Raw genomic sequence first — 21,598 nt, forward strand, 5'->3', positions numbered from 1 at the left:
GGGCAGTCGGATGAATCAATTACAGCATATTTTTGAGTCGATGCCTTTACAAGAAAAATGGATAGTTGGCCAAAATGTTAGACAGATTTACCAATGGATTCGAGAGTTGGCATTACAAGGTGTTCCAGCCTTGAATTATCGAGTCATGAGTTTTCAAATGTTGGCAGAGGAATGGAATCAGGGTTTGGAAAATCCAGGCCAATATGCCCATATGGATGAACGACTTTTGGCGGTTGGCGAGCAGGTTAGCCGCTTGCAGCCACAGCTTGGTTACTATGGACATGTGACAATCGGTATTCATTGGGTGGAAGCGCTGGTGGATGCGATGGATGAATTGAGATTGATTGGTCTTGAAGGTCAGAATTTTCCAATTTCTGCATTTTCTAATCAGGAAAAAGCGAAGGACTTGAAATTGATTTTGACAGCCTATGAAGAATGGCTGATCCGTGAAGATAAAATGGATGCGGTGTGCGCTTATCAGCGTGTGATGAAGGAAGCAGATTGTAAACGAATAGAGAATATTGAGATTGTTATACTGGATGACGGATTTAAGCAGATGCCATTGGTAAATCAATTTCGTGAATTTTGGATGGCTCGGAACGCTAGGTTGGTTTCGGTTGGTTCAAAACCAGCCGATGAGAAGAGACCGAAGCTTTTAAAAGCCTATGGTGATCTATCTGAAATCCATCAAGTTTTTGAAACAGTCAAATCCAGTGGTGTCGGGTTTGATAAGGTGCAGATCATTGCAACGAAACCAGAACAGCTGACACGGATTACCATGATTGCAAAGCATGAGGGAATTCCCTATTCAGCCTCTTTGGGTGATGCAGTTTTTGCCTTGCCGACAGCGAGAAAATGGATTTTTGATACCTTGGATCTGATCGAGGAGGGTGACTTTTGGAAGAAAATTCCAACGACAAACGAGTTGGAAGAGGAAGTGAAAGAGGGGATCGACGCCCTTTTAAACCGATACAGAGGATATGCAGATCGATACGGGGACTCTGCCTTTATGCGAGATATTTTTCATCAAGCGATTACTCGCGTGCGACTTAAGGGGGAACCACGTTTGCCAGGCAAACTCTATGTGACAGATCTGGCAGGAGCGGATGCCATGCAACGAAGCAAAACATTTGTTTTGGGTTTGGATCATTTGAATAGTCAAGACGGCTTGACTGACGGCCCCATTCTTTATGATAAAGAGAGGAATCGTTTGGGTGCTGATATAGTGACGGTGCAGGATCGAAAGCGGGAGGTTGCACAAAAAAGAAAACGAGATTTGGATCGTTTACGCGGAGAAGTCTATTATTCCTATTCGTGTTTTGATGCTGTGAATTTCACTGAAAAGTTTCCATCCCCGGTAATTTTAAATCACTATACGACAGAAACCTGTCAAAAACAAGCGATGGCCTCTTATCGCATTCCGCTGAAGGATGCAATCAATCAATGGGAATGGGAGTTGGCGACCACAGCATTTCCCCAGGAGTTGGAAGATGCATATCCAAAACTTGCAGCCGGCCGCTTTGCCCGAGCACAGCGACAGTTGGATACTTTCAATGCTTATAACGGGCAAATTGACTGGCAGGGTCAACCGGACGAAAATAAGGCACCTAGCTCTGTTACTAAATTTGAAAAGCTAGCACGATCGCCGTATCTTTATTGGATTGAAAACATTCTGGAGGTTGGGCGGGAGCCTCAACCTGATGAGCCGACCGTTTGGTTGAATGCTTTGGAGAAGGGGACGCTTTTGCATGAAATCTTTCAGGCCTATTACCAGAAGATCTTACCGAAAATGCAGCGCCCTAATCGTCTGCGAGATGAGCAGGCTTTGATTGCCTATGCGCATAAATTGATTGAGGCCTTATCAAGAGTCAATCCGCCGAAACTTCCTGTAGCAAAGGAGGTCTTCGTTGCAGAGGTGGAACAAACCTGCCGGATTTTCTTGTCTATGGAGGAACAAAACCTAGGCGAAGATCAACCGGTTTATCAGGAGCTTGACGTATCGGGGACATTGATGATGGAGAATGGCCAAAGCCTAAGTTTGCGGGGGAAAGTGGATCGCATGGATCGAACGCCAGAGGGCAAATACCGAATTTATGATTATAAAACAGGAAAAAGTAAATCCTATACACAGAAACAGTATTTTGTTCATGGCACCCGCCTGCAGCATGCGGTTTATGCCTTGCTTGTTGAACAGGCAGAGTTGGGGCAAAAAGTGGAAAGTGCGGGCTACTTGTTTCCAACGCGACGCGGCAATGGAAAACGAATCATTTATCCCTCCAACGGGGTTGAGAGCCGAGGGGATGTCATTACAATCTTGTCACTCTTGAGAGATGCCTACGCTGAGGGCAGTTTTGCCCAAGGCATTATCCCTTATGCCAATCAAGAACGCGATTATCCCGAGTTGGCGGAACAAAATCCAGTTGAGAAAAATCAAAAAGAAATCTATAACAGTATCGAAACCCTACGGGAGGTGCATGCATATGAGTAAGAATCGTATTTCAATCACCGATCAACGGGAACGGGATGCAATTATTAAAAACCTGAATGAAAACTTCTTGGTGGAAGCCGGGGCCGGTTCTGGAAAAACAACGTCCTTGAAGGGGCGCATCCTGGCTTTGATTGGAACGGGAACGCTGAAGCCGTCTCAGATTGCTGCGATTACCTTTACCAACAAGGCAGCTGGAGAGATCAAAGAACGGGTGTATGAGGGACTTTTGCAAGCCCATCAACGTGCAGAAATAGAGGAAGAGAAGCAACGCTTCTCTATGGCGGTGGATAGCTTTGATGACTTGTTTATCGGAACCATTCATAGTTTTTGTGGACGTGTATTGAAGACTTATCCCATTGAGAGTGGACTGCTTCCTGGCTTTACAGAAATGACGGATCTAGATGAGCAGGTGGAGTTGGACCGTGCGTGGCGACAGTTTTTGTTAGACCCAGACCAGACGGCAACAGACCGGTGGCGTAAACTTGGACTATCCTTGGAATTATTTCGACAAAACACCCAAACGGTGATTCGAAACGCCGATTTGGACTTGCCGGCAGCGGCCGTTTCTTACCCCAAGTGGGATCGGATTGAAGAATCGATTCGGGCGTGGATTGAAGAAGCAAAACCCTTTATTCCTATTGAAGAGCCAGGGGTTTCCTACGACGGTGTGCAAGAGGTTTTGTTTGAATTGGAGTTCTCTTTGACTCATCTTGATTTAAGTCAATTGGAGAATCAATGGTGGGTTCTGCAGAAGGCTGCATCCGTAAAGCCATCGAAGGTAACCTTGAAGAGATGGACCGATAAAAAATGGGCGAAAGAATTTAAGACAACAACATTGGAAGATTTTCAGATGGAGATGGATGCGGCTAATCAAAGTTGGATGCAGGCGCAATATCCGCAATGCATTGCACTCTTAAAGGAATTTGCAGCCTATTACGTTTCTTACAAGCGAGAGCGAAATCTGGTTAGTTTTGACGATTTGTTGCAATTGACAGCTCTTGTACTCAAGCAGCCTGAGATTGGCAGACACTATCAGGAAGCTATTCATTGTCTTTTTATCGATGAATTTCAGGATACGGATCCCATTCAAACAGAGATTATGGATGCCATTACACGTAAAGACGGCCAGCTCCGTCAAGGAAGTCTCTTTGTTGTGGGGGATCCCAAGCAGTCCATTTATCGTTTTCGACGGGCAGACATTGAGATCTATAATCGCGTGAAGGAAAGCATGGACAAGGAAGGCGAAGTCTTACATTTAACGTCTAATTTTCGATCCGCCAACGCCCTGTCACATGCGTTAACCCCAGTCTTTGAAAGGTGGTTCCCAAGAGAAGAGGATGCCCATCAGGCGGAGTATGCGCCGATGAATACGATAAAGGAAAAGGTGATGGAACGGAACTTGTCCATTAAACCTGGCGTATATAAGCTGGATATTCCCGAAGAAAAGAAAAAGGATGAGGCTCTTTTAGTGGAAGCAGAGGCAATTGCACAAGTGATTCGCCATGCAGTTGATGAGGGAAATGCTAAATATGAGGACTTTTTGTTGTTGTCTCGACAGAAAAAAGGATTGGGTGTTTATGCTGAGGTCCTCACCCAGTGGGGAATTCCTGTACAGGTGACAGGAGAGAACAAGGCGGTTCAAGCGCCAGAAATTCAGGAATTGAATTATCTTTTATACTACCTGTCCGATCCAACACCTACGAATTTATATATTGTTTTACGTGGTCTGTTTTTTGGATTTTCGGAACAAGATATTTTACTCTTAAAACAGAGCGTCGGTTCTGTTTCCCTTGAAGTGGAGAGGCTTGATGGTCTTGCAGATGAGGCCTTGCGTGAACGGTTTATGGATGCGGAGCAATGGTTGAAAGCCTTGATGGCGGACAGTTTTGATTTGCCGCCAGCTGTCTTCTTTAGAAAATTGATTGTAGAATCGGGTATTCTGGCAAGTGCAGCCGACAGAAAACCAGTGCGCGGTCTTTTGATTCATCTTATGGAAGTGGTAGCGGGCTTACAGGCCCAGGGGATCTATCAACTGAAGGAGATCGTTCAGCGGATTTCCACTTATTTGACCCATGAATTAGAGGAAGAATTGGATCCTGATGGCAGCTTGAATCAGACTCGGATTATGAATGTGCACAAGTCCAAGGGACTGGAAGCGGCCATTGTTTTTCTTGTTGGTCCCATGAATAACAAGGGCAAACGCACAAGAAAGCCTTCTTGGGTGGTTCGTCGTGAAGGAGATGGGGCCAAAGGATATTTGTCACTGGCTGAACAGTTTGGGTTTGCAAGCAAACCCGTGGCAGAGCCGGCCCGATTTTCTGAGATTCAGGAGTGGGAGCAACCGTTCTTGCAAGCGGAAGAGTATCGACTTTTGTATGTTGCTGCAACGCGGGCTAAACATGCTTTGGTGATTGCTTCTATGGGGGACAACAAATACAATCCTTGGCAAGCTATTTTGCCGGCGGCTGATCAGGACATGAGAATTCCTGAAAAGTTAGAACAACCGATGGATCAACCCATGCAAGGAGGTGTAGGTCTATGGCAGGATTGGAAAGAAGAGCGTAGGACACATAGCTATTGTGTGGTGACACCGAGCTTACACAGCGATCGTTCGATTTTAGAAGGGGTTGAACGAGAATTTGGGGGATCAGCTGTCTTTGGCTCCTTGATTCACTTGGCCTTTGAACGCTTGATCCGTTATGGTCAAGAGGCGGCGAACCAAGTAGTTGACCAGGAAGCAATTGATCCCTTGATGAAAAGACGGGGAAAGCGGATTGTAAAGAAATTTATAAAATCGGATTTGTATGCGCGAATTCAATCAGCGAAGTCGAGGATGCCCGAGATGCGGATCACCACGAGTTTGGCGGACGGATCGCTGTTTCAAGGGGTGATCGACCTGGTTTTTGAAGAGGACGATGGATGGGTGATTATCGATTATAAAACCGATCACTATAAGGCGGAAGCAGATCGGCTTAAATTGGAAACCTATTATCAGTCACAGATTCAGGCATATCGTGATGTATTTCAAGAAATCACCAAGCAAAAGGTGAAGGAAACCCAGATTTATTTCACCCATGAACCCGAACAACTGCCATGAATTCCCATGCATAAATGGTCTTAAATGAGGGATATATTTAATGAGAGACCATTTTATGATAGAAGGGAGTAAACGATGAATGGATTTGGCGTAACTCGTGTTCATTACCATGATCCGCAACAACGGGATTTCATAGAGGCTGTAAAAGTCATTGAATTTGAAGAACGTGACGGTCGTTTGGATTTAAAAAAAGAACGAGAATGGAGCCGCAAAGCTTTGCTCAACGAAGTTAAGTTTAATCATGACGTCTTTGTTCTCTTTGATTTGGATGATCTGGGACCACATTTAGAAACCGTTGAGGTGCAGGGGCGGCGTTATTTGCGAACGGATCGCAGAATGTTTCCCCACGATTTTATAGCGGGCCTTCCCGAGTTTTAGGCAAGGGATTGAACGGTGAATGACCCGGGTATAGGTTGAAGGCAGAGGGTAATTCACATTTGCAGTTTCTCGATTAAAGAAGGGGTTGAGTCGATGAAAGGTTTAGGGATCAAGGAAGTTCACTATCATGACCCGAATACCAGAGACTATATTGAGCGCGTAAAGGCCATGCATTTCAGAGGAGTAAGAAACTGTAAACCAACTGATGATTTGCGAGAGTATACGCGTACGGAAATTTTGGAAGAAATCCAAATGAGAGATGACGTTTACACGGTTTTAGAGGACAATCATCTTGGCCATCGTGTCAATGCGATTCATATCGGCGAGGATGATTATATCCGTACAGACCGAAAAAAAGTTGGACATGATGAAGTTGACGAGGTGAAGTTTTATTAATACATGTACGGGAAACTGCGAACCGGAAGGCCTGAGCCTTCCGGTTTTTTTGTGAAGAAAAATCATGAAGCGGAAAGAACTGTTTTTCCTCGATGTAAAGGGGGTTATACCCATATATGCAATGATTTGTAAGGTTCAGGAGCTCCTTTTATTGTAAAATATAGAAAAAGGAGGTTACTTGTATGGAAAAGAAAATGTGTACACCGTTTCTATTAGTTTTCATTCTGGCTATTAGCAGTGTATCTTTTGCACTTGAAGGACCCATATTTGAAAATACAGTATTGAGTGACAATCAGGAAATTTTGTTTACCCTGCAGGGTTCGGATATTGGTGCCCCAAGCAATCTTCGAGACCTAGCCTATGACAAGGAAAATGAGCATATCTATGTTATTTTGAAGGATGGAGAGTTAGAAAACCAAGAATCTGGTGAGGAAGATCCTTCTATACACCCAGCCACCGGTTTAAAAATTCATCCGGAGTCAGGATTTCTAATCGATCCGATCTCAGGTGCTTTTATAGATCCGATAGGAGGGATGATGTATACAGACCCAATCATGATGACCCCGGTATCGCCGTTTACGTTTTATCCGATCAATCCGGTTACCGGATTGCTTCAAGATTGTCATAGTGGCGATCGAGCAATACCATTTCCTGAAAATTCGTTTGCTGGTTTTCCAACAAATCCAGCGGATCTAACAGGTATTATTGATCCTTTAACGGGGCATTCTGTAGATCCAAAGACAGGTGCCTTATATATTTTGGATGGACCTCTTTTTGGTTATTTTACCGTATTTGACCCATCTGGGATTTTGATCAGTCCGATTGGTACGATCGTAGATAGCATTACTGGACTGCGGATCTTGCCACCCACGCAAGAATATTTAGTTGATGCAAACAATCGGTTAATTAATTCCTTGACCGGACAAATTGTAGACCCTACGACGATGCAGCCAATAGAGCCGGCACAATGGTATCCCATAAATCCAGTTACGGGAGCACCTCAAGATCCGGCAACAGGGGAAGCTATTGCAGCGAGAGGAAATCAGCGAGTCTATACCATGGATGGAGAACTAGTTGAAAAACCTGCATATCCAATCGTTGACGGCATGGAACGAAGGGGAATTGAATTCGAAGCAGGAAATACCTGGTCATTGGAGCAGGTTTATGATGCAGCAAAAGTTGTATTGACCAATCATGATGAGAATAGTGGCCTAGAGCTTTCTCTGAAAGCAAAAGGTTTTGTTGTACAAGGTGGGCAAGTGGTCTATTACCTGGGTTGTGGTGATGATGGCGACGATGAATTTATACTAGGGATGACGAATGCTGCGACCGCCGAAAATGCAATTGCCAGCGACTTAGAATTTGTTAAAGCCTATGATTTATCACCTGATGGCAGTGAGTTGATATTTGTTGGTGGTCATTTCGATGATGAGGATCTACCTGAGTATGAAATAAGCTATTTGGTTCGATATGACTTAGAGAATGAGAATGTAATAGAAGAGTATTTGATCACTGATTCACCAATTAGATATGAGGAAGATTATTATAGTGATGTAACAGATCTGTATGCCACCGAAAGTTATATCGTATTGGTTCGTAAAGACGCTGGAAAAATGAAGGGGTATATTGAGCGATATGATTATGAGGGTAATTTTATTGATGGTGTCGAAAGTAATTATTGTGTAAGAAGAATTACAGAAGGACCCAATGGAAGTACCATTTATATGCAAATGAAATATCCAGCACCAAATGTTACAAGTAATGATACCCTTTCAGGTGGCGACTTGGAGTTTGTTCAGATCAATTGGGATGGAAAATTAGAACTTGCTGGGCCGAAACATGTGATTCAGGAACAAACAAGAGTCGGACATACACTTGCGCGATTTACAGACAACCAATTTGGTCTTCTAAGAATGGAAGAGCCGGAAACGGGGATTGTGGATTACAAAGCTCCGATTCGATCAAAAGAGAATCTTGTAAAGTTGCAAATTCCTTATTGTGATATAAAAGCAAAACTAGAGAGTGGTGCTCGCAACTTGATGGTCGAATATCAAGGCCAAACCTTAAGTTTCCCCATGGAACTTTTTCAATGCGATGACATGCTGGCAGCCATGCCTTGCCAAGACCATGCAACTATTGAGATCATCATGCACACCCATGAAGCTGGTACTGTTACCTATGACGTGCAGTTATTTGTTGTTGAACAGGTGGATGCAATGACGAGAGTTGTGTATCGAAAAACATTACAATAACCTGGGATAAGGTTGATTAATGTAAGTGTTAGATTAAATAAAAAAAGGAGTATCTGATATGATGAAGAGAAGAATAGCAGTGATTGGTGTGTTTTTTGCATTGGTATTTAGCAACTTTGGATTTGCAACAAATCAAGTGGGAGATCTACCATTACAAGGGAATCAAGAGCGGTTGTTTGTTGTTAAAAACATAGAAACGTTACCATTGTGTGTGATTGGAAATTTTGATTATGATCTAGAGAAGGAAGAAGTTACCTTGCAATTTGGTAATGAACAGATTTTTTTACAGAGTAATTTGTCTCCAGATGGGACGGAGATGATTGATCTGGATCACGTGATGGTCAACGAAGAAGAAAATATTCGAAAAGTCTTTCTTGTTTTTCAAAAAATAGATTCGCCTGAGAGTAGAAGAATTTCGATTTCTGCCGATCAATTTTACAAACAAAAAAATATTCTAACAACAGATGAATATATTATTCTATCGTATTGGACCACGGATGGAAAAGTCTGTGTGGAGCGTTATACATATGAAGGTGTTTTAAAAGGGCGAGTCAAGGTTAACGAAAGAATTAGTGTAATTATAGAAGGGCCCAATGGAAGTTCGCTGTATTTACAAAAAGTGAATTTGAATTCGAATTCGATGCCAGATGAAATGAGATGTGATGATCCAGTTGAATTAATTCAAATCAATTGGGATGGAAAATTAGAACTTGCTGGGCCGAAACGTGTGATTCAGGAACAAACAAGAGTCGGACATACACTTGCGCGATTTACAGACAACCAATTTGGTCTTCTAAGAATGGAAGAGCCGGAAACGGGGATTGTGGATTACAAAGCTCCGATTCGATCAAAAGAGAATCTTGTAAAGTTGCAAATTCCTTATTGTGATATAAAAGCAAAACTAGAGAGTGGTGCTCGCAACTTGATGGTCGAATATCAAGGCCTAACCTTAAGTTTCCCCATGGAACTTTTTCAATGTGATGACATGCTGGCAGCCATGCCTTGCCAAGACCATGCAACTATTGAGATCATCATGCACACCGATGAAGCTGGCAAGGTTACCAATGAGATTCAACTCTTTGTTGTGGAGCAGACCAATGCCATGACGAAGATTGTTCATAGAAAGACTCTTCAATAAAGCAAATTATATGAGTAACCGGGCTACGAAATTATCGTAGCCCGGTCTTTTTATGCTTCTGTGTATTTCTTATTTGACCCTTTATATTCCTCAACAGAATATTTTTTAGCGTTTTTCACCATCTTGTTGAAAAAGGCTTGAGTCAGATCAATATCATTTTTTTGAGCAAAACGAAGTACAAAGAAAAATACATCTGCCAATTCATCACTGATTTCTTCTTTTCTATTAGGGTCATCCATCATGGCAGACATTTGCTCGCTTGTTTTGAAGCGAAAATGATCCAACAACTCTCCGGCTTCTGTAGAAATGCCAATAGCCAGTTCTTTTGGCGAGTGGAATTGATCCCAATCTCGATCTGCACAAAAAGATTGAATATGATCTTTCAGTTCTTGTAGGGTTTGTTTCTCGTCCATGCGCTTCCTCCAGGATATTGTGATTTTCTATATTTTATCATATTCCTAGTGAAAGTATCGAGATGAGTAAGACAGTCAACAGAATAATCGGAATTTGTAATAAAATGTAATTTATTCCCTTTTCATAATCGACTAGAATAAAGAGGGAGGTGTATGATGAAAAAAAATAGAATGATAATTTTAGCATTAATGTTGGCATTGTTGTTTAGTGGTATAGGGTTTGCAATGGGATTGCCGCCAGATCAACCCCTAGGGGACAAAGAAAGACATTTGTTTTATGCCTCAGAGTTACCTAGCAATAAGCTGTCAGATATACAATCTTTTATGTATGTGGCCGACCTTAATCAGATTCAAATACTTCAAGGTACTGATGAAGATGAGAGTGTCGTCGGATATGATCTAACAGGGGAGCAGTCTTTCAATATCGCTACTGTCAAATATCCAGTTATGGTCACGAACTCAGCAATATTGACTGCACAATCAAAGATTAATTCGGATCTTATTTACTTAACTAGAAATGGAATGCTGAGTGATCAAGGAGATAGTGGAGATCGTGAAAGGATGCGAACTTTTGATCTTAGATTGATGCGTCTTAATGATTCTGAAGAAATTCTAATGGATGTTCCAGTCTATTCGGGTCGTTTTGGTGAGATACGAGGTTTATACACCACAAAAGACTATATCGTTGTTCTCTACATCGATGAGCATATGACTGGGATTATTGAACGTTACACCTATGCTGGTGTCATGCATGATCATGTAATGGTCAATTATCGCACAAAAGGAATCGTGGAAGGACCCGATGGAAGTACCTTGTATATGCAAAAAGCCAATCCAACAAGAGGTGAGGGAGAAGATGAGTGTGAGGATCCCATTGAAGTGGTTCAAATCATCTGGGATGAAAAGGTTGATGTTGCTGGACCAAAACGTGTGATTCAGGAACAAACAAGAGTCGGACATACACTTGCGCGATTCACAGACAGCCAATTTGGTCTACTACGAATGGAAGATGCGGAGACGGGGATCGTGGATTATAAAGCACCGATCCGATCAAAAGAGAATCTTGTGAAGTTGCAAATCCCTTATTGCGATATCAAAGCAAAACTAGAGAGCGGTGCTCGTAACTTGATGGTAGAATATCAAGACCAAACCTTAAGTTTCCCCATGGATCTTTTTAACTGCGACGACATGTTGGCAGCCATGCCGTGTCAAGACCATGCAACTATTGAGATCATCATGCACATGGATGAAGCAGGTACTGTAACCTATGAGATGCAGCTATTTGTCGTTGAAAAGGTAGATGGTATGACAAAAGTCGTGCATCGAAAGACGATTCAATAAGCTTAATTAGAAACGGTAGAAATAAAGAGGGAGAAATATTTGGCGGAGAGCGAAAGCTTTCCGCCCTTTTTTTGTGAAAAAATGGACCTAGAGAAGAGAACAGGCACCCTTGCCCAAACATTAATCGTGGCGTATTTCGAGGGGCATTAAACTGTAGGGCAACAGAGATTAATCAAAAAATGAAAATCGCTGCCGTAGATGCCCTTGCAGGATTGATTGCGGAAGATGAATTATGCGCTGATATGATTCTTCCATCGGTGTTTGATGAGCGGGTTGTGATTGCAGTTGCGGCAGCTGTCAAGCGGATGGCCATTCAGACCGGCGTTGCACATTGATAAAAAGACATACTAGGCTCCTTATTCTTTTTGGTGGATTTTTAGTTTTTGGAATCAATACCCTTGTTCCGCTTTCTTTGGGACTCACTTTTGGAGTCGCGTTGATTGGAATTGCATTGGGTCAACAGGGTGTCTGGTTCTTAGCTGGCATTGGACTGTTCTTCTCGACGATCTATGCAACCACGGTAATTTTGATTCAAGAAGAGTTTAAGGAGGACGGCGTGCAGGTCATGGAGGTTATTCTTGCGACAAACGCCATCATGATCTCGGTAATGAATTATATGATCGGCATGCTAAACGATCATTTGGGCGTAAGGGTTGGCATCCTCATTATGCCGTTTAATTTGATGATTGCATGGGCAGCCTATCAATGGATTGCACATAAAAGGAGAAGCGCATAAGCGCTTCTTCATCACTTTTAGATAACTGAATGAGATCGCCTTATACTCCTAGCGGAGTATTTTTTTGTTTTTACTGAAACGCCATTTATTTAGTGAATATTTCGCTCCAAGTCAGCCACCCTCACGTTAGGATTGAGCCATCACTATAATTGCCTACGATGAATCGCAGTTATGCATACAAAATCTAATATAGTATCTAGCTCATCGCAGTTATATTTATCCATGGGCAGCCATTTTGATGCTTTGCTCAAATCTCGGACTTCTGCGGATCGCTGCAATCTCTGAGCCCTTAACGAATGTGGGCTTTTCGATTAGCTGCCTTATGATTCTAGTGAACTAAGTGTTGAGTATTGTTCATTGAACAAATAATTGCTAAGTTGGCTCTCTGCCCGTGACCCTGGCTCAGTTTGAGCGTGAAGGTGGCTCAACGCGACCGAAATAATTAGTTAGTGGTCTTGACCAGAATGTGATTCAAGAACTTTCTAGCTTCTGTGGAATTTGAGAGGGAGAGTTTTTGGTCCGTGAAATAAGCAATATACATGAGTCAATAAATGGAATTTTTCTACAAATAATGGTATAATTTTTAGTATAAATGGTTTATTTTACAATATTTGTTGGTTAAACGAAGTGATCATCTGGAGGTAATTATGAATCCAAATATTAGCATACTTAAATATCTACGAGAAACGAATAACATGCAAGTAAATGACTTTGTAAAAATATTACGTACTAGTAAATCTGAAGTATTTAAATATCTTTCAGGAGTCAAATTAATTCGCAATAGACATAAAGACGTTTTAAGTGATTATTTTAATATTGATAGGGTCTATTTGGAGAGAGGTAATTATACTCATGATGAAGTGGATGCAATGAAAAATCAAGGGATTGGTGTTCTTGTTAAGGAAAATGGAATGAAAGATTATGAAAAGGTACTTGAACTTACGTCTTTTGATAAAAAAACAGATAAACTCGAAAAAGAGAAACAGCAGCCTAAAACACCAATTAAGATTAAGGAAAATGAGACGATAGTTAAAACTTATATTAAGTCTGATAGTAACATAGGCAGTAAATGCGAACTTGTAGATCTATTGCAAAAGCTGAGACAATCTTCAAAAGAAGCCGTTGAAGGAATAGAAGAATTCAGCGAGTTTAAAGAATATATGCATGTAGAACGCCAAGTGGAAAGAGAACTCATAGAAAAATTATCCGTAATTAAATCAGCTGGAAAATCAAAGCAACTTTTTTTCGTTTGTGGGAGTGTAGGTGATGGTAAATCGCATGTTTTGTCACAAATAAAAAACAGGAGACCTGATTTACTAGCGGGTTATAAAATCCATAATGACGCAACAGAGAGCAATAATCCGAAAAAAAGCTATAAACAAATTTTGGATGCACTATTTGATCCTTTTTCGGATAAAAGGATTCATGAAGAAGGTGATGATAAACTAATTGTGGCAATAAATCTTGGTACACTAAGCAATTTTATTGAAGATAAAGACTACAGAGATAAATATACCAAGATTAAGCAATATATCGATAAGAATAAAATCATCGAAGATCTCATAGTTGAAGTTATAGAGAATGAAGTCATTGATTATGTTAGCTTCAGCGATTATTCAATCTACGAATTAACAAGTGAAGGACCAGTTAGTGCATTTATGGATGAAATCATCGAGAAAATTACTGTTGGGAAAATGGAGAATCCATTTCACAATGCATTTAAAACTGGCTGCGAAATTTGTACTAATAAAAATTACTGCCCTGTAAAGCGTAATTATGAAATGATGGAGAAATTAACAATCAAAAATGAAATGATAAACTTAATCATCGAAGCAATAATTAAGTTTAAAGTAATTATATCAGTTAGATTTTTAATGGATTTTTTCTATAAGTGTTTGGTTCCAAGTGAATTTGAGGCTCTGTATGATTCAGAGAATTTAGATAAAATGGATACTATTATTTTCAATGATGATAATTATTGGAAATTTTTCTTGCCTAATATTTTATTTGAATCAAAGACTCACTCTCCTTTGTTTAATTCATTGAGTACCATTGATCCAATTAATGAACGAATTGAAGATTTAGACGAAATTATAATCAATTTCAATATTTCTTCGAATAAATTAAATACACTCAAAGAAATTTTTAATAAACCTGAATATGATTTGTTGAATAATGCTTTCAATGATAAATATCTGTATATAATTGATAAAGAGAATCTTTCGATCATATGCAGATCATATATTAGATTTGCACGATTGATTGGTGATGAAATAATTCAAGATAGGCGATTATATAGAAGATATACACAAGAATTATTTAGTTATAATACGAATAGAATTAAAAAGCTTGAGAGTTTTTATGCAAGAATAATCAGTGCAATTTATAAGTGGAATGGAATAGCAGGAAAAAATTGGATTAATATCGATAATAATTCAAATAATCGTGAGTTTTTGATTAGTGAAGAATTAAAGATTGTTCCGTCAATTTCTCTTGAAAATGATGTTAATGAGGAAGACTTAATTTGGAAATTTGAAACTTCAATCAAAATTAGATTAAAAAATGACGTGGGTACTGAGCTCGTAGAATTTATTGTGGATTATGACTTGTATGAAATGTTGGATAGAGTAAATAAAGGGTTTCGTTTGAATCATAAAGATCAGCAAAATTACATATCATTTATAGATAGTATAAGCAAGCTTATTGAACAAGGTGGAAAAGCAAAGCAAGTGAAAATCATTTATAAAGCAAAGAAAAATTTAAAGGAATTCTACCTGAAAAAAAATGAATTTGGAGGATACTTATTTGAGTGAAGCTGTTAATAATTCATATTGTTTAGAGACCGAATTGATTTACAAGCAATATCATATCAATAAAAATGAACTCAAGTTAGTTCAAAGCAAAGATTTTGTTGTTTTGCCTTTTCGAACAAGTTCAATCAATACAGATATAAAACAAATTTCTAAAATAGTATCAGCATGTTTTAGAAATACGTTGAACATTAAAGATATCGAATTAAAAAATTCAGAAGAATTAATTGACGAAATCGCTCAGACGGTTACAACCGATGATAAAAAAGTATTTAAGCACTTATTAACATCATTGTATGTTGAAGAGAACCAATTAATAAAATTCCATCCTCGTATGTTTGTCTATGGAGGGAAGTCATCAAGTGGGATAAAAAACATAGCAAATTATTTAACTAATAATTTGTTTAGCAATAATATAGACGAAGCTTTGAGTGGGATTATTACATCTGAAGCAAATGTTGTTATTGAGGAACTTATTATGGAGCATACCCCTTTAGCAATTCCACAGTCAGCAGAAAAAAAAACAGTGGATTTTTGTCTTATCCCTGAAATTCGTGAAATGTTTGAGAAAGATCTTTTATTTCTTTGTACTTCTCAAAAAAAATTTTTGGATAACGTAGAAAAATTAATAACGTTTTATTTGTTTTTTATAACAAGCCAAACGATTTTGGCATTACGACGAGGTTTTGACGATAATGAATCAAATATACAAAACGTATTTTATTTTTTAGATTGGGAAAAAGTTTCTCGCTCGCGTACTGGATATCAACAAGGCTGGAAAATGATTGAAAAACGTTCGGAGAATATTTTTGCATATGTGAATTTACTGCAAATATTGAATATGACTAAAAATCGTAATTTCAAAGGTTCTTTCGCTGATATTTCATGTGCATTGTCGGAATTATCAGAGTTTGAAATGAGTGAATTTAAGAAAGATGTAGTAGAGATCAATAACAAAATACTCAGTATTATTGGTTACGATCGGCAAGGTAAGGTAAAAAAAAGTATTTCAAAAGAGTATGATTGTCTAAATGAGCTGTTACAGACTTTAATAGATGCTAAAGATAAAGGGAACAGAAGAGTTGCACCAGCTTATGAGAGGTATCAAAAGAATATTAAATCCATTGCTGCATTAGGATTACTTAAAGCGCGTGGGCAATTAGGCAATACACTTAATTTAAATCAAGAATGGATAATTTTTTTAACAAGATTATGCATTGGGGAAAGAGATAAAATTCGATTAAATGAGCTTTGGGAAGAGTTAGCTAAACGAGGTGTGAATTTTGATAAGTATTCACGAGAAATGATTATATCATATTTTGAGAAAATTAATATTCTTGAGAAAAAAAGCGATAGCGGGGATGCGCAATATGTCAGAGTTTTATAAATATATTTCAAAAATAATTATTAACTATTTTAGTTCTATAAATCTTCAAACAGGGCAAAGATTTAGTTTGCAATTTGAGCAAAATGAGCGCGTCACGAATATGTATAATAGTATACGAAATACGGCGAAAGGTATGGGGTATGAAATTGTTGAGTTTCAATATAAAGAGGATTATTGTACGTATTGTATAGAAATTAATAACATCCGATTGTTAGTAGCACAAAAAAGTGAAGATGTTCGTGAAGATTTTTTGACTTTTCTGCGTAATCAAATAGGTACCAAAGAAGAACCGTTTAGGAATACTGCACTATTAATATTACATGACACTAATTTAGATAGTATCATTGGGGGTTCAAAACGTCTGGAATCAGAAGGTATGCCATTACATCTTCGTTCAATTGAAAGAAACTTAAATGAATCAATTGAAACCTCAAAGTTAAATGAGTATGACAAAAGAATTATTAAGTTATATCTTGAGAGAACTAGAGACGATGTGTATGAAAGTAGTAGTTCGATTTTTGATTATAAAAGTATATACAGTGTATTAGAGATGGGTTTTATCGAGGAAAATAAATTTAAGGAATTTGGAATGTTCCGAGATAGTTCATTGGGATTTTTTTCAAATAATAAAGACAAAGCTTTAGATGCCCGTATTAATGATAATATGAGTATTTATAATACAATTGATCAAATACATAAGTATTCTGATCTTAATGAGCTGGAACAATATTTTGAACATGCTGGTGTTAATTTATTAGAGAAAGATGATTGGTACGATAATGAATATGATAAGGTTAGTCAATTAAAAGAAAAACATGATAAACAAATTAATCCGATTTACTGTGAAAATGACTTAATTAGAGATAATCCATCCATTGAAATATGGGATCGTCCAGATGGACTAACAAAAGCAAAACAAAGGAAACGTCATATCATCGTTTTTAATGAAAATGCTGAAGATAAGATTGTTGTATCACTGCGATTTAATGCAAAAGTAGAACAGAATTTTGTTATAAATGATAACAAAAAGGTTGAGGCAAATACAAATAATCAATTATTGAAAATCACATTCAGTAAATTTTTGAATGGAATAGCAAGCACTAAAATCATGTATTACAATATAACTTTTCATATTATTGTTGTCAATGTTAGTTCTAGTATTTTTGGAAGTATTAAAGGTAAATATCAAGTTAATGTTAGCAAGAAGAAACCTGTACGAATTGATATTATTGACGACAAAGACCATTTAATATTGAATCAAGGATATGATGAAACACAAGTATTATATTTGAATGAGCAAATTTCTGAAGCGGAAATATGTCCAGAACAAGAACTGAAAATTTACAAAAATAATAATGCTCATGAGAGCATAGAACTTTATGAGCTGTATCTAACTATTAATGGGACTATAATTCCGTTTGGATTCAAAAATGAAATGGTTCAAATCAACAGAATTACTGCATATGAAGTCTGGGTTAAAAAGAAAATCTCATCACAAAGTTTTCAATATGAAAAATCGATTGAAGCAAATGAACGTGTAAAACTGATTCATGGAACTAGAGTATACTACCCAACAAGCGAATTCAGAAAGTTGCTTGATTATGAAGAACAGTATATTAATTCAGATGCGATTGCTTTTAATATACACAATAATGAATTCCAAGCGATAGAATGTCGATTGCCTGAGGACTTGGAATCGGCGTATTTAGATGTGAAAAATTATTTTAAACATAGCAATACATTACCAAGTCTGACAAGCTACAGTGAAGAATTAACTAGAAAAGCGAATAAATTTATTCAATGTTATTTTAAGTATTTGGATGAGCTTAGTAGTAATGACAATCCTCTAAAAAATGTGTACAAGGAGATTAATAAACTAGGGATCGTAAAGGAAATTAATGGTGAGAATAAAATATACTTCACCCCGCTTCACCCAGTTAATTTAATGTATCAAATTATGGCGAAAGAATTAACGAATAACAATGATTTTAATAATAACGTTGAACCTTTCATTGGCCATATGAATTTAATCCCTTATATCTTTGATAAGAGTGAAGTGTTATTCAAGGCGATTGACAATGGTACGATTGAATGGACTACCTTTGTAGAAAATGAAAATTCAAAATATAATTCTTCGAATAAATATACTCCTCGGATTGTATCTAGTAAAATTAAAGAGTTTACGACACATTTTGGTTATTTGTTTATTAGTGAACTTGCGCCTTTAAAGATTGGTATAGTTAATCTTGGCGATTGTAAAGAGATCGTACAGGGTATATTTGAGTATTATATAAATGAACTAAAGAATCATTTGATTGAAGAACTACGGCCAATAGAAGTTTATATTTATGACGATACAGGAACATATAATATATTTGAAGAGCTTTCATGCTATGATGATGCAGCAAAAATCAAAGAAAACTTTGGATTCAACCTTAATACAAAGAAATATAATGAAGATGATGTACTATCCATGTATCGTACAAAAGTGCATTTTTTCAAATTGCACCTAGAGAAATTAGAGTACAATCATTTGATATTTTACAAAATGAATGATCAAGTTACAACTGGTACAAATAATATGGAGAAAATTGATACTGGCATATCGTTGAACGGGATGATTTCAAATGTACCTTCTGTTTTTATTGAGAATGAGTATGTTACTGGGTTTGGATCTAAGAATCTAAAATATGAGAATGATGATTTTTTAAAAAGGCTTACGAGATATAATTCTTTTGTAGAATATATTAATAAGTTGGTTCCATATAATAATAAAACGGTTTTAGCAACGGCAATCTCTGCGCAGGAAAACTGTATGTTGAAACAAATATATAAGAAATCTCATTGGGTTACTTTTATTGATCCAAAAGTTGATTTGAATTATTTCTTAGCCGGAGATAATGCGGGTGAACTAATGATTATCCATTATAGTGATCAATACACTTCAAGTAGTGGATATGATGCGATTACTGTAACACAAAAATCAAAAATTTATACGAAAGTCATTCAAGAATTCTTAACTAAAGAAACTGATTATGCAGAGGAGTGCGATCTCAAAGAGATTGTTAATTCATTTAATGTATTTAATGGAGAATGGTTATTAAGGTTGATTTCACGCGAATTGATGGGCTCTCGTGACCAGTTTTCGAGAGAAAAGCTCAGCTTATTTTCGGCAGTTAAGTTATATCTTGCATATAATGTAAAGGCAGATGAACTCTGGATACCAATTTCTTTTGAAGAAATAATAAGGGTTTCAGGGGCTACGGGATTGTCACAAAGTGATTCAATATTTAATCCTAAGAAATTTAAGCAAATAGGTTCTTTTTCTGATGATATATTAATGATTGGCATAAAGAAGACTAATGATGATATTCAAGTCATGTATTATCCAATCGAAGTTAAGATCGGGAATAATGGAAATACAGTTTTAAAAAAAGCAGAGGAGCAAGTAAGAAAAACAACTATATTATTGAGAGATGAATTAGTTAGATCGAATTCGTTCTACGGAAAACTACTTCGAAACCAGCTAATCACCTTAGCATTAACTCAAATGCACAAAATCAGTTTATATAATATTTGGAACGAGAAACATTGGGAAGATACGTTGAATGGAGAAGATATAAATAAGTTATTAAGTGATGAATATACACTTGTGGATCGACTTGATGGATTAAATAAAGACTGTGGGATCATTACATTTACAAAGCATACCTATAAGAGAGAGGAACCTAGGATTATCAATAGAGATGTGACGATCGAGCATTTTGAGTGCCCATTGAATGATGCATATAAATATCTTTCAATTGGATTGAAAGATATTTATAAGCTCTATTTTGGATGCGAATTTAATGGGGAGAATTTGTCAAGCCACATAGAAGAGTACAGACCGTTTATTCCAATTCAAGTAGATGCTACTATCAATCCGGAGATTAAATTTCAAGATGAAATTGATCGAAATGAAATTCCGAATCATGTGGCCATACCTATTGGAAATAACCTCGGGATGGAAATAGTATTTGGAGAGGACCCACTAGACAATAAAGATATAATTTGGGAACCAAATTATACGAATAAAGTTATGCATACAAATACTGGGATTATTGGAACTATGGGTACAGGGAAGACTCAATTTACTAAATCGTTAATCACGCAGATTAAACAGCAGGATCCGTTTAATGTTAATAATCAAGAAATTGGTATATTGATATTTGATTATAAGGGTGATTATGTAAAAGAAGATTTTACGGAGGCTACGAAGGCAAAAGTATATAATTTGTATAATTTGCCTTTTAACCCTTTAAGTATTTATAAAGGAAAGACGTTTAAGCCTATGTTACCTCTACATGTGGCAAGTGAATTGCGTGATACTATAGCAAATGCGTATTCATTGGGAAATGTGCAAAAAAACACATTGAGTGTAGTCTTGGAAAAGGCATATGAGAGTATGGGGATAATTGCATATGATGAAAGTACTTGGTCGAAACCGGCACCTACAATTGATAAGTTGTACAGAATTTATAATGCTGAAGAATATCCAACATCAGATTCATTATATGCGGCACTTAATGAGTTAAATAAATATAGAATATTTGAAGCCGATGCAAATAAAACAAAACCATTATTTGATTTGATTAATGGTGTTACTGTCATTAATCTTGCTGGCTACTCTGAAAGCATTCAAAACTTGATTGTTGCAATTACATTAGATACATTTTATGCTCAAATGCAAGCAGCAGGTCATAGTGAAATAGAAGGAGAATATCGCCAGTTGACAAAAATGATACTGGTTGATGAGGCGGATAATTTTTTAAGCAAAAACTTTAATTCGATTAAGAAAATACTTAAAGAGGGTAGAGAGTTTGGAGTGGGTGTTGTTCTCTCTACGCAGTTTCTTACACATTTTTCATCCAGCACCAATGATTATTCACAATATATTCTTACATGGGTAATTCATAAGGTGAATCAGATCTCAAATAAAGAAATTGGGAATATATTTAGTGTTACAGATAAATCAGAACAAGATGTTTTGGTTAATAAAGTTAAAAATTTGGAGAAGCATTATAGCTTAGTTAATCTAGGTGGTAGTAATGAACCTTTATTTATTCGAGATCGGGCATTTTGGGAACTTATGGGAAAATGATAAAAGAAAAGGAAAGAAGACT

Annotated in this window: 13 protein-coding genes; 12 read left to right on the plus strand and 1 reads right to left on the minus strand. The window is 37.5% G+C overall.

Annotation, left to right across the window (positions count from 1 at the left end; genetic code table 11):
* Nucleotides 1-10 precede the first annotated feature (10 nt).
* The 6 genes from AC25CA_RS03980 (at nucleotide 11) to AC25CA_RS04005 (ending at nucleotide 9,749) form a co-directional block, all read left to right on the plus strand.
* On the plus strand, nucleotides 11-2,488 hold the full coding sequence (locus AC25CA_RS03980) for a PD-(D/E)XK nuclease family protein (protein WP_486815752.1): 2,478 nt from the start codon (nucleotides 11-13) through the stop codon (nucleotides 2,486-2,488).
* Entirely contained in the window at nucleotides 2,481-5,585 is a 3,105-nt protein-coding gene (locus tag AC25CA_RS03985; protein ID WP_486815753.1) for a UvrD-helicase domain-containing protein, read from the plus strand. The genes AC25CA_RS03980 and AC25CA_RS03985 overlap by 8 nt, the downstream gene beginning before the upstream one ends.
* 75 nt (nucleotides 5,586-5,660) lie before the next feature.
* Nucleotides 5,661-5,963: a hypothetical protein gene (locus tag AC25CA_RS03990; RefSeq protein ID WP_486815754.1), complete on the plus strand. Its 303-nt coding sequence runs from the start codon at nucleotides 5,661-5,663 to the stop codon at nucleotides 5,961-5,963.
* Nucleotides 5,964-6,056: 93 nt separating this feature from the next.
* The gene (locus tag AC25CA_RS03995; RefSeq protein ID WP_486815755.1) at nucleotides 6,057-6,359 is read left to right on the plus strand and encodes a hypothetical protein; all 303 of its coding nucleotides are present in this window, start codon (nucleotides 6,057-6,059) and stop codon (nucleotides 6,357-6,359) included.
* Between the two features lie 182 nt (nucleotides 6,360-6,541).
* Nucleotides 6,542-8,611, plus strand: a complete 2,070-nt coding sequence (locus AC25CA_RS04000) for a hypothetical protein (protein ID WP_486815756.1) — start codon at nucleotides 6,542-6,544, stop codon at nucleotides 8,609-8,611.
* A 58-nt stretch (nucleotides 8,612-8,669) separates the two neighbouring features.
* Entirely contained in the window at nucleotides 8,670-9,749 is a 1,080-nt protein-coding gene (locus tag AC25CA_RS04005) for a hypothetical protein (RefSeq protein ID WP_486815757.1), read from the plus strand.
* A gap of 50 nt (nucleotides 9,750-9,799) precedes the next feature.
* On the opposite strand, the gene AC25CA_RS04010 is transcribed toward AC25CA_RS04005, so the two are convergent.
* Complete coding sequence (locus AC25CA_RS04010) at nucleotides 9,800-10,162, minus strand: nucleotide pyrophosphohydrolase (RefSeq protein WP_486815758.1); 363 nt, start codon at nucleotides 10,160-10,162, stop codon at nucleotides 9,800-9,802.
* 153 nt (nucleotides 10,163-10,315) lie between these two features.
* Between AC25CA_RS04010 and AC25CA_RS04015 the strand changes: the two genes are divergently transcribed.
* The 6 genes from AC25CA_RS04015 to dptH all read left to right on the plus strand — a co-directional run bounded on the left by AC25CA_RS04015 (nucleotide 10,316) and on the right by dptH (nucleotide 21,576).
* Nucleotides 10,316-11,503 carry a hypothetical protein gene (locus tag AC25CA_RS04015; protein WP_486815759.1) on the plus strand — a complete coding sequence of 396 codons (1,188 nt, stop codon included), beginning with the start codon at nucleotides 10,316-10,318 and terminating at the stop codon, nucleotides 11,501-11,503.
* A gap of 179 nt (nucleotides 11,504-11,682) precedes the next feature.
* Entirely contained in the window at nucleotides 11,683-11,838 is a 156-nt protein-coding gene (locus AC25CA_RS04020; protein ID WP_486815760.1) for a hypothetical protein, read from the plus strand.
* A 101-nt stretch (nucleotides 11,839-11,939) separates the two neighbouring features.
* Complete coding sequence (locus AC25CA_RS04025) at nucleotides 11,940-12,239, plus strand: hypothetical protein (RefSeq protein WP_486815761.1); 300 nt, start codon at nucleotides 11,940-11,942, stop codon at nucleotides 12,237-12,239.
* A 647-nt stretch (nucleotides 12,240-12,886) separates the two neighbouring features.
* The gene (gene dptF / locus AC25CA_RS04030; RefSeq protein ID WP_486815762.1) at nucleotides 12,887-15,052 is read left to right on the plus strand and encodes a DNA phosphorothioation-dependent restriction protein DptF; all 2,166 of its coding nucleotides are present in this window, start codon (nucleotides 12,887-12,889) and stop codon (nucleotides 15,050-15,052) included.
* Nucleotides 15,045-16,436 (plus strand): DNA phosphorothioation-dependent restriction protein DptG, encoded by a 1,392-nt coding sequence (dptG, locus tag AC25CA_RS04035; protein WP_486815763.1) that lies wholly within the window; start codon nucleotides 15,045-15,047, stop codon nucleotides 16,434-16,436. Before dptF ends, dptG begins: the two co-directional genes overlap by 8 nt.
* Nucleotides 16,420-21,576 carry a DNA phosphorothioation-dependent restriction protein DptH gene (dptH, locus tag AC25CA_RS04040; RefSeq protein ID WP_486815764.1) on the plus strand — a complete coding sequence of 1,719 codons (5,157 nt, stop codon included), beginning with the start codon at nucleotides 16,420-16,422 and terminating at the stop codon, nucleotides 21,574-21,576. The genes dptG and dptH overlap by 17 nt, the downstream gene beginning before the upstream one ends.
* Nucleotides 21,577-21,598: the final 22 nt, after the last annotated feature.

The organism is Gottschalkiaceae bacterium SANA (genome assembly GCA_036323355.1).
In the GTDB taxonomy this organism is placed as follows: domain Bacteria; phylum Bacillota; class Clostridia; order Tissierellales; family GPF-1; genus GPF-1.

Bases quoted from the DNA above. Each gene is read 5' to 3' on its own strand.
- AC25CA_RS03980 (WP_486815752.1), top strand. From the start codon at position 11: ATGAATCAATTACAGCATATTTTTGAGTCGATGCCTTTACAAGAAAAA.
- AC25CA_RS03985 (WP_486815753.1), top strand. From the start codon at position 2,481: ATGAGTAAGAATCGTATTTCAATCACCGATCAACGGGAACGGGATGCA.
- AC25CA_RS03990 (WP_486815754.1), top strand. From the start codon at position 5,661: ATGAATGGATTTGGCGTAACTCGTGTTCATTACCATGATCCGCAACAA.
- AC25CA_RS03995 (WP_486815755.1), top strand. From the start codon at position 6,057: ATGAAAGGTTTAGGGATCAAGGAAGTTCACTATCATGACCCGAATACC.
- AC25CA_RS04000 (WP_486815756.1), top strand. From the start codon at position 6,542: ATGGAAAAGAAAATGTGTACACCGTTTCTATTAGTTTTCATTCTGGCT.
- AC25CA_RS04005 (WP_486815757.1), top strand. From the start codon at position 8,670: ATGATGAAGAGAAGAATAGCAGTGATTGGTGTGTTTTTTGCATTGGTA.
- AC25CA_RS04010 (WP_486815758.1), bottom strand. From the start codon at position 10,162: ATGGACGAGAAACAAACCCTACAAGAACTGAAAGATCATATTCAATCT.
- AC25CA_RS04015 (WP_486815759.1), top strand. From the start codon at position 10,316: ATGATGAAAAAAAATAGAATGATAATTTTAGCATTAATGTTGGCATTG.
- AC25CA_RS04020 (WP_486815760.1), top strand. From the start codon at position 11,683: ATGAAAATCGCTGCCGTAGATGCCCTTGCAGGATTGATTGCGGAAGAT.
- dptF (WP_486815762.1), top strand. From the start codon at position 12,887: ATGAATCCAAATATTAGCATACTTAAATATCTACGAGAAACGAATAAC.
- dptH (WP_486815764.1), top strand. From the start codon at position 16,420: ATGTCAGAGTTTTATAAATATATTTCAAAAATAATTATTAACTATTTT.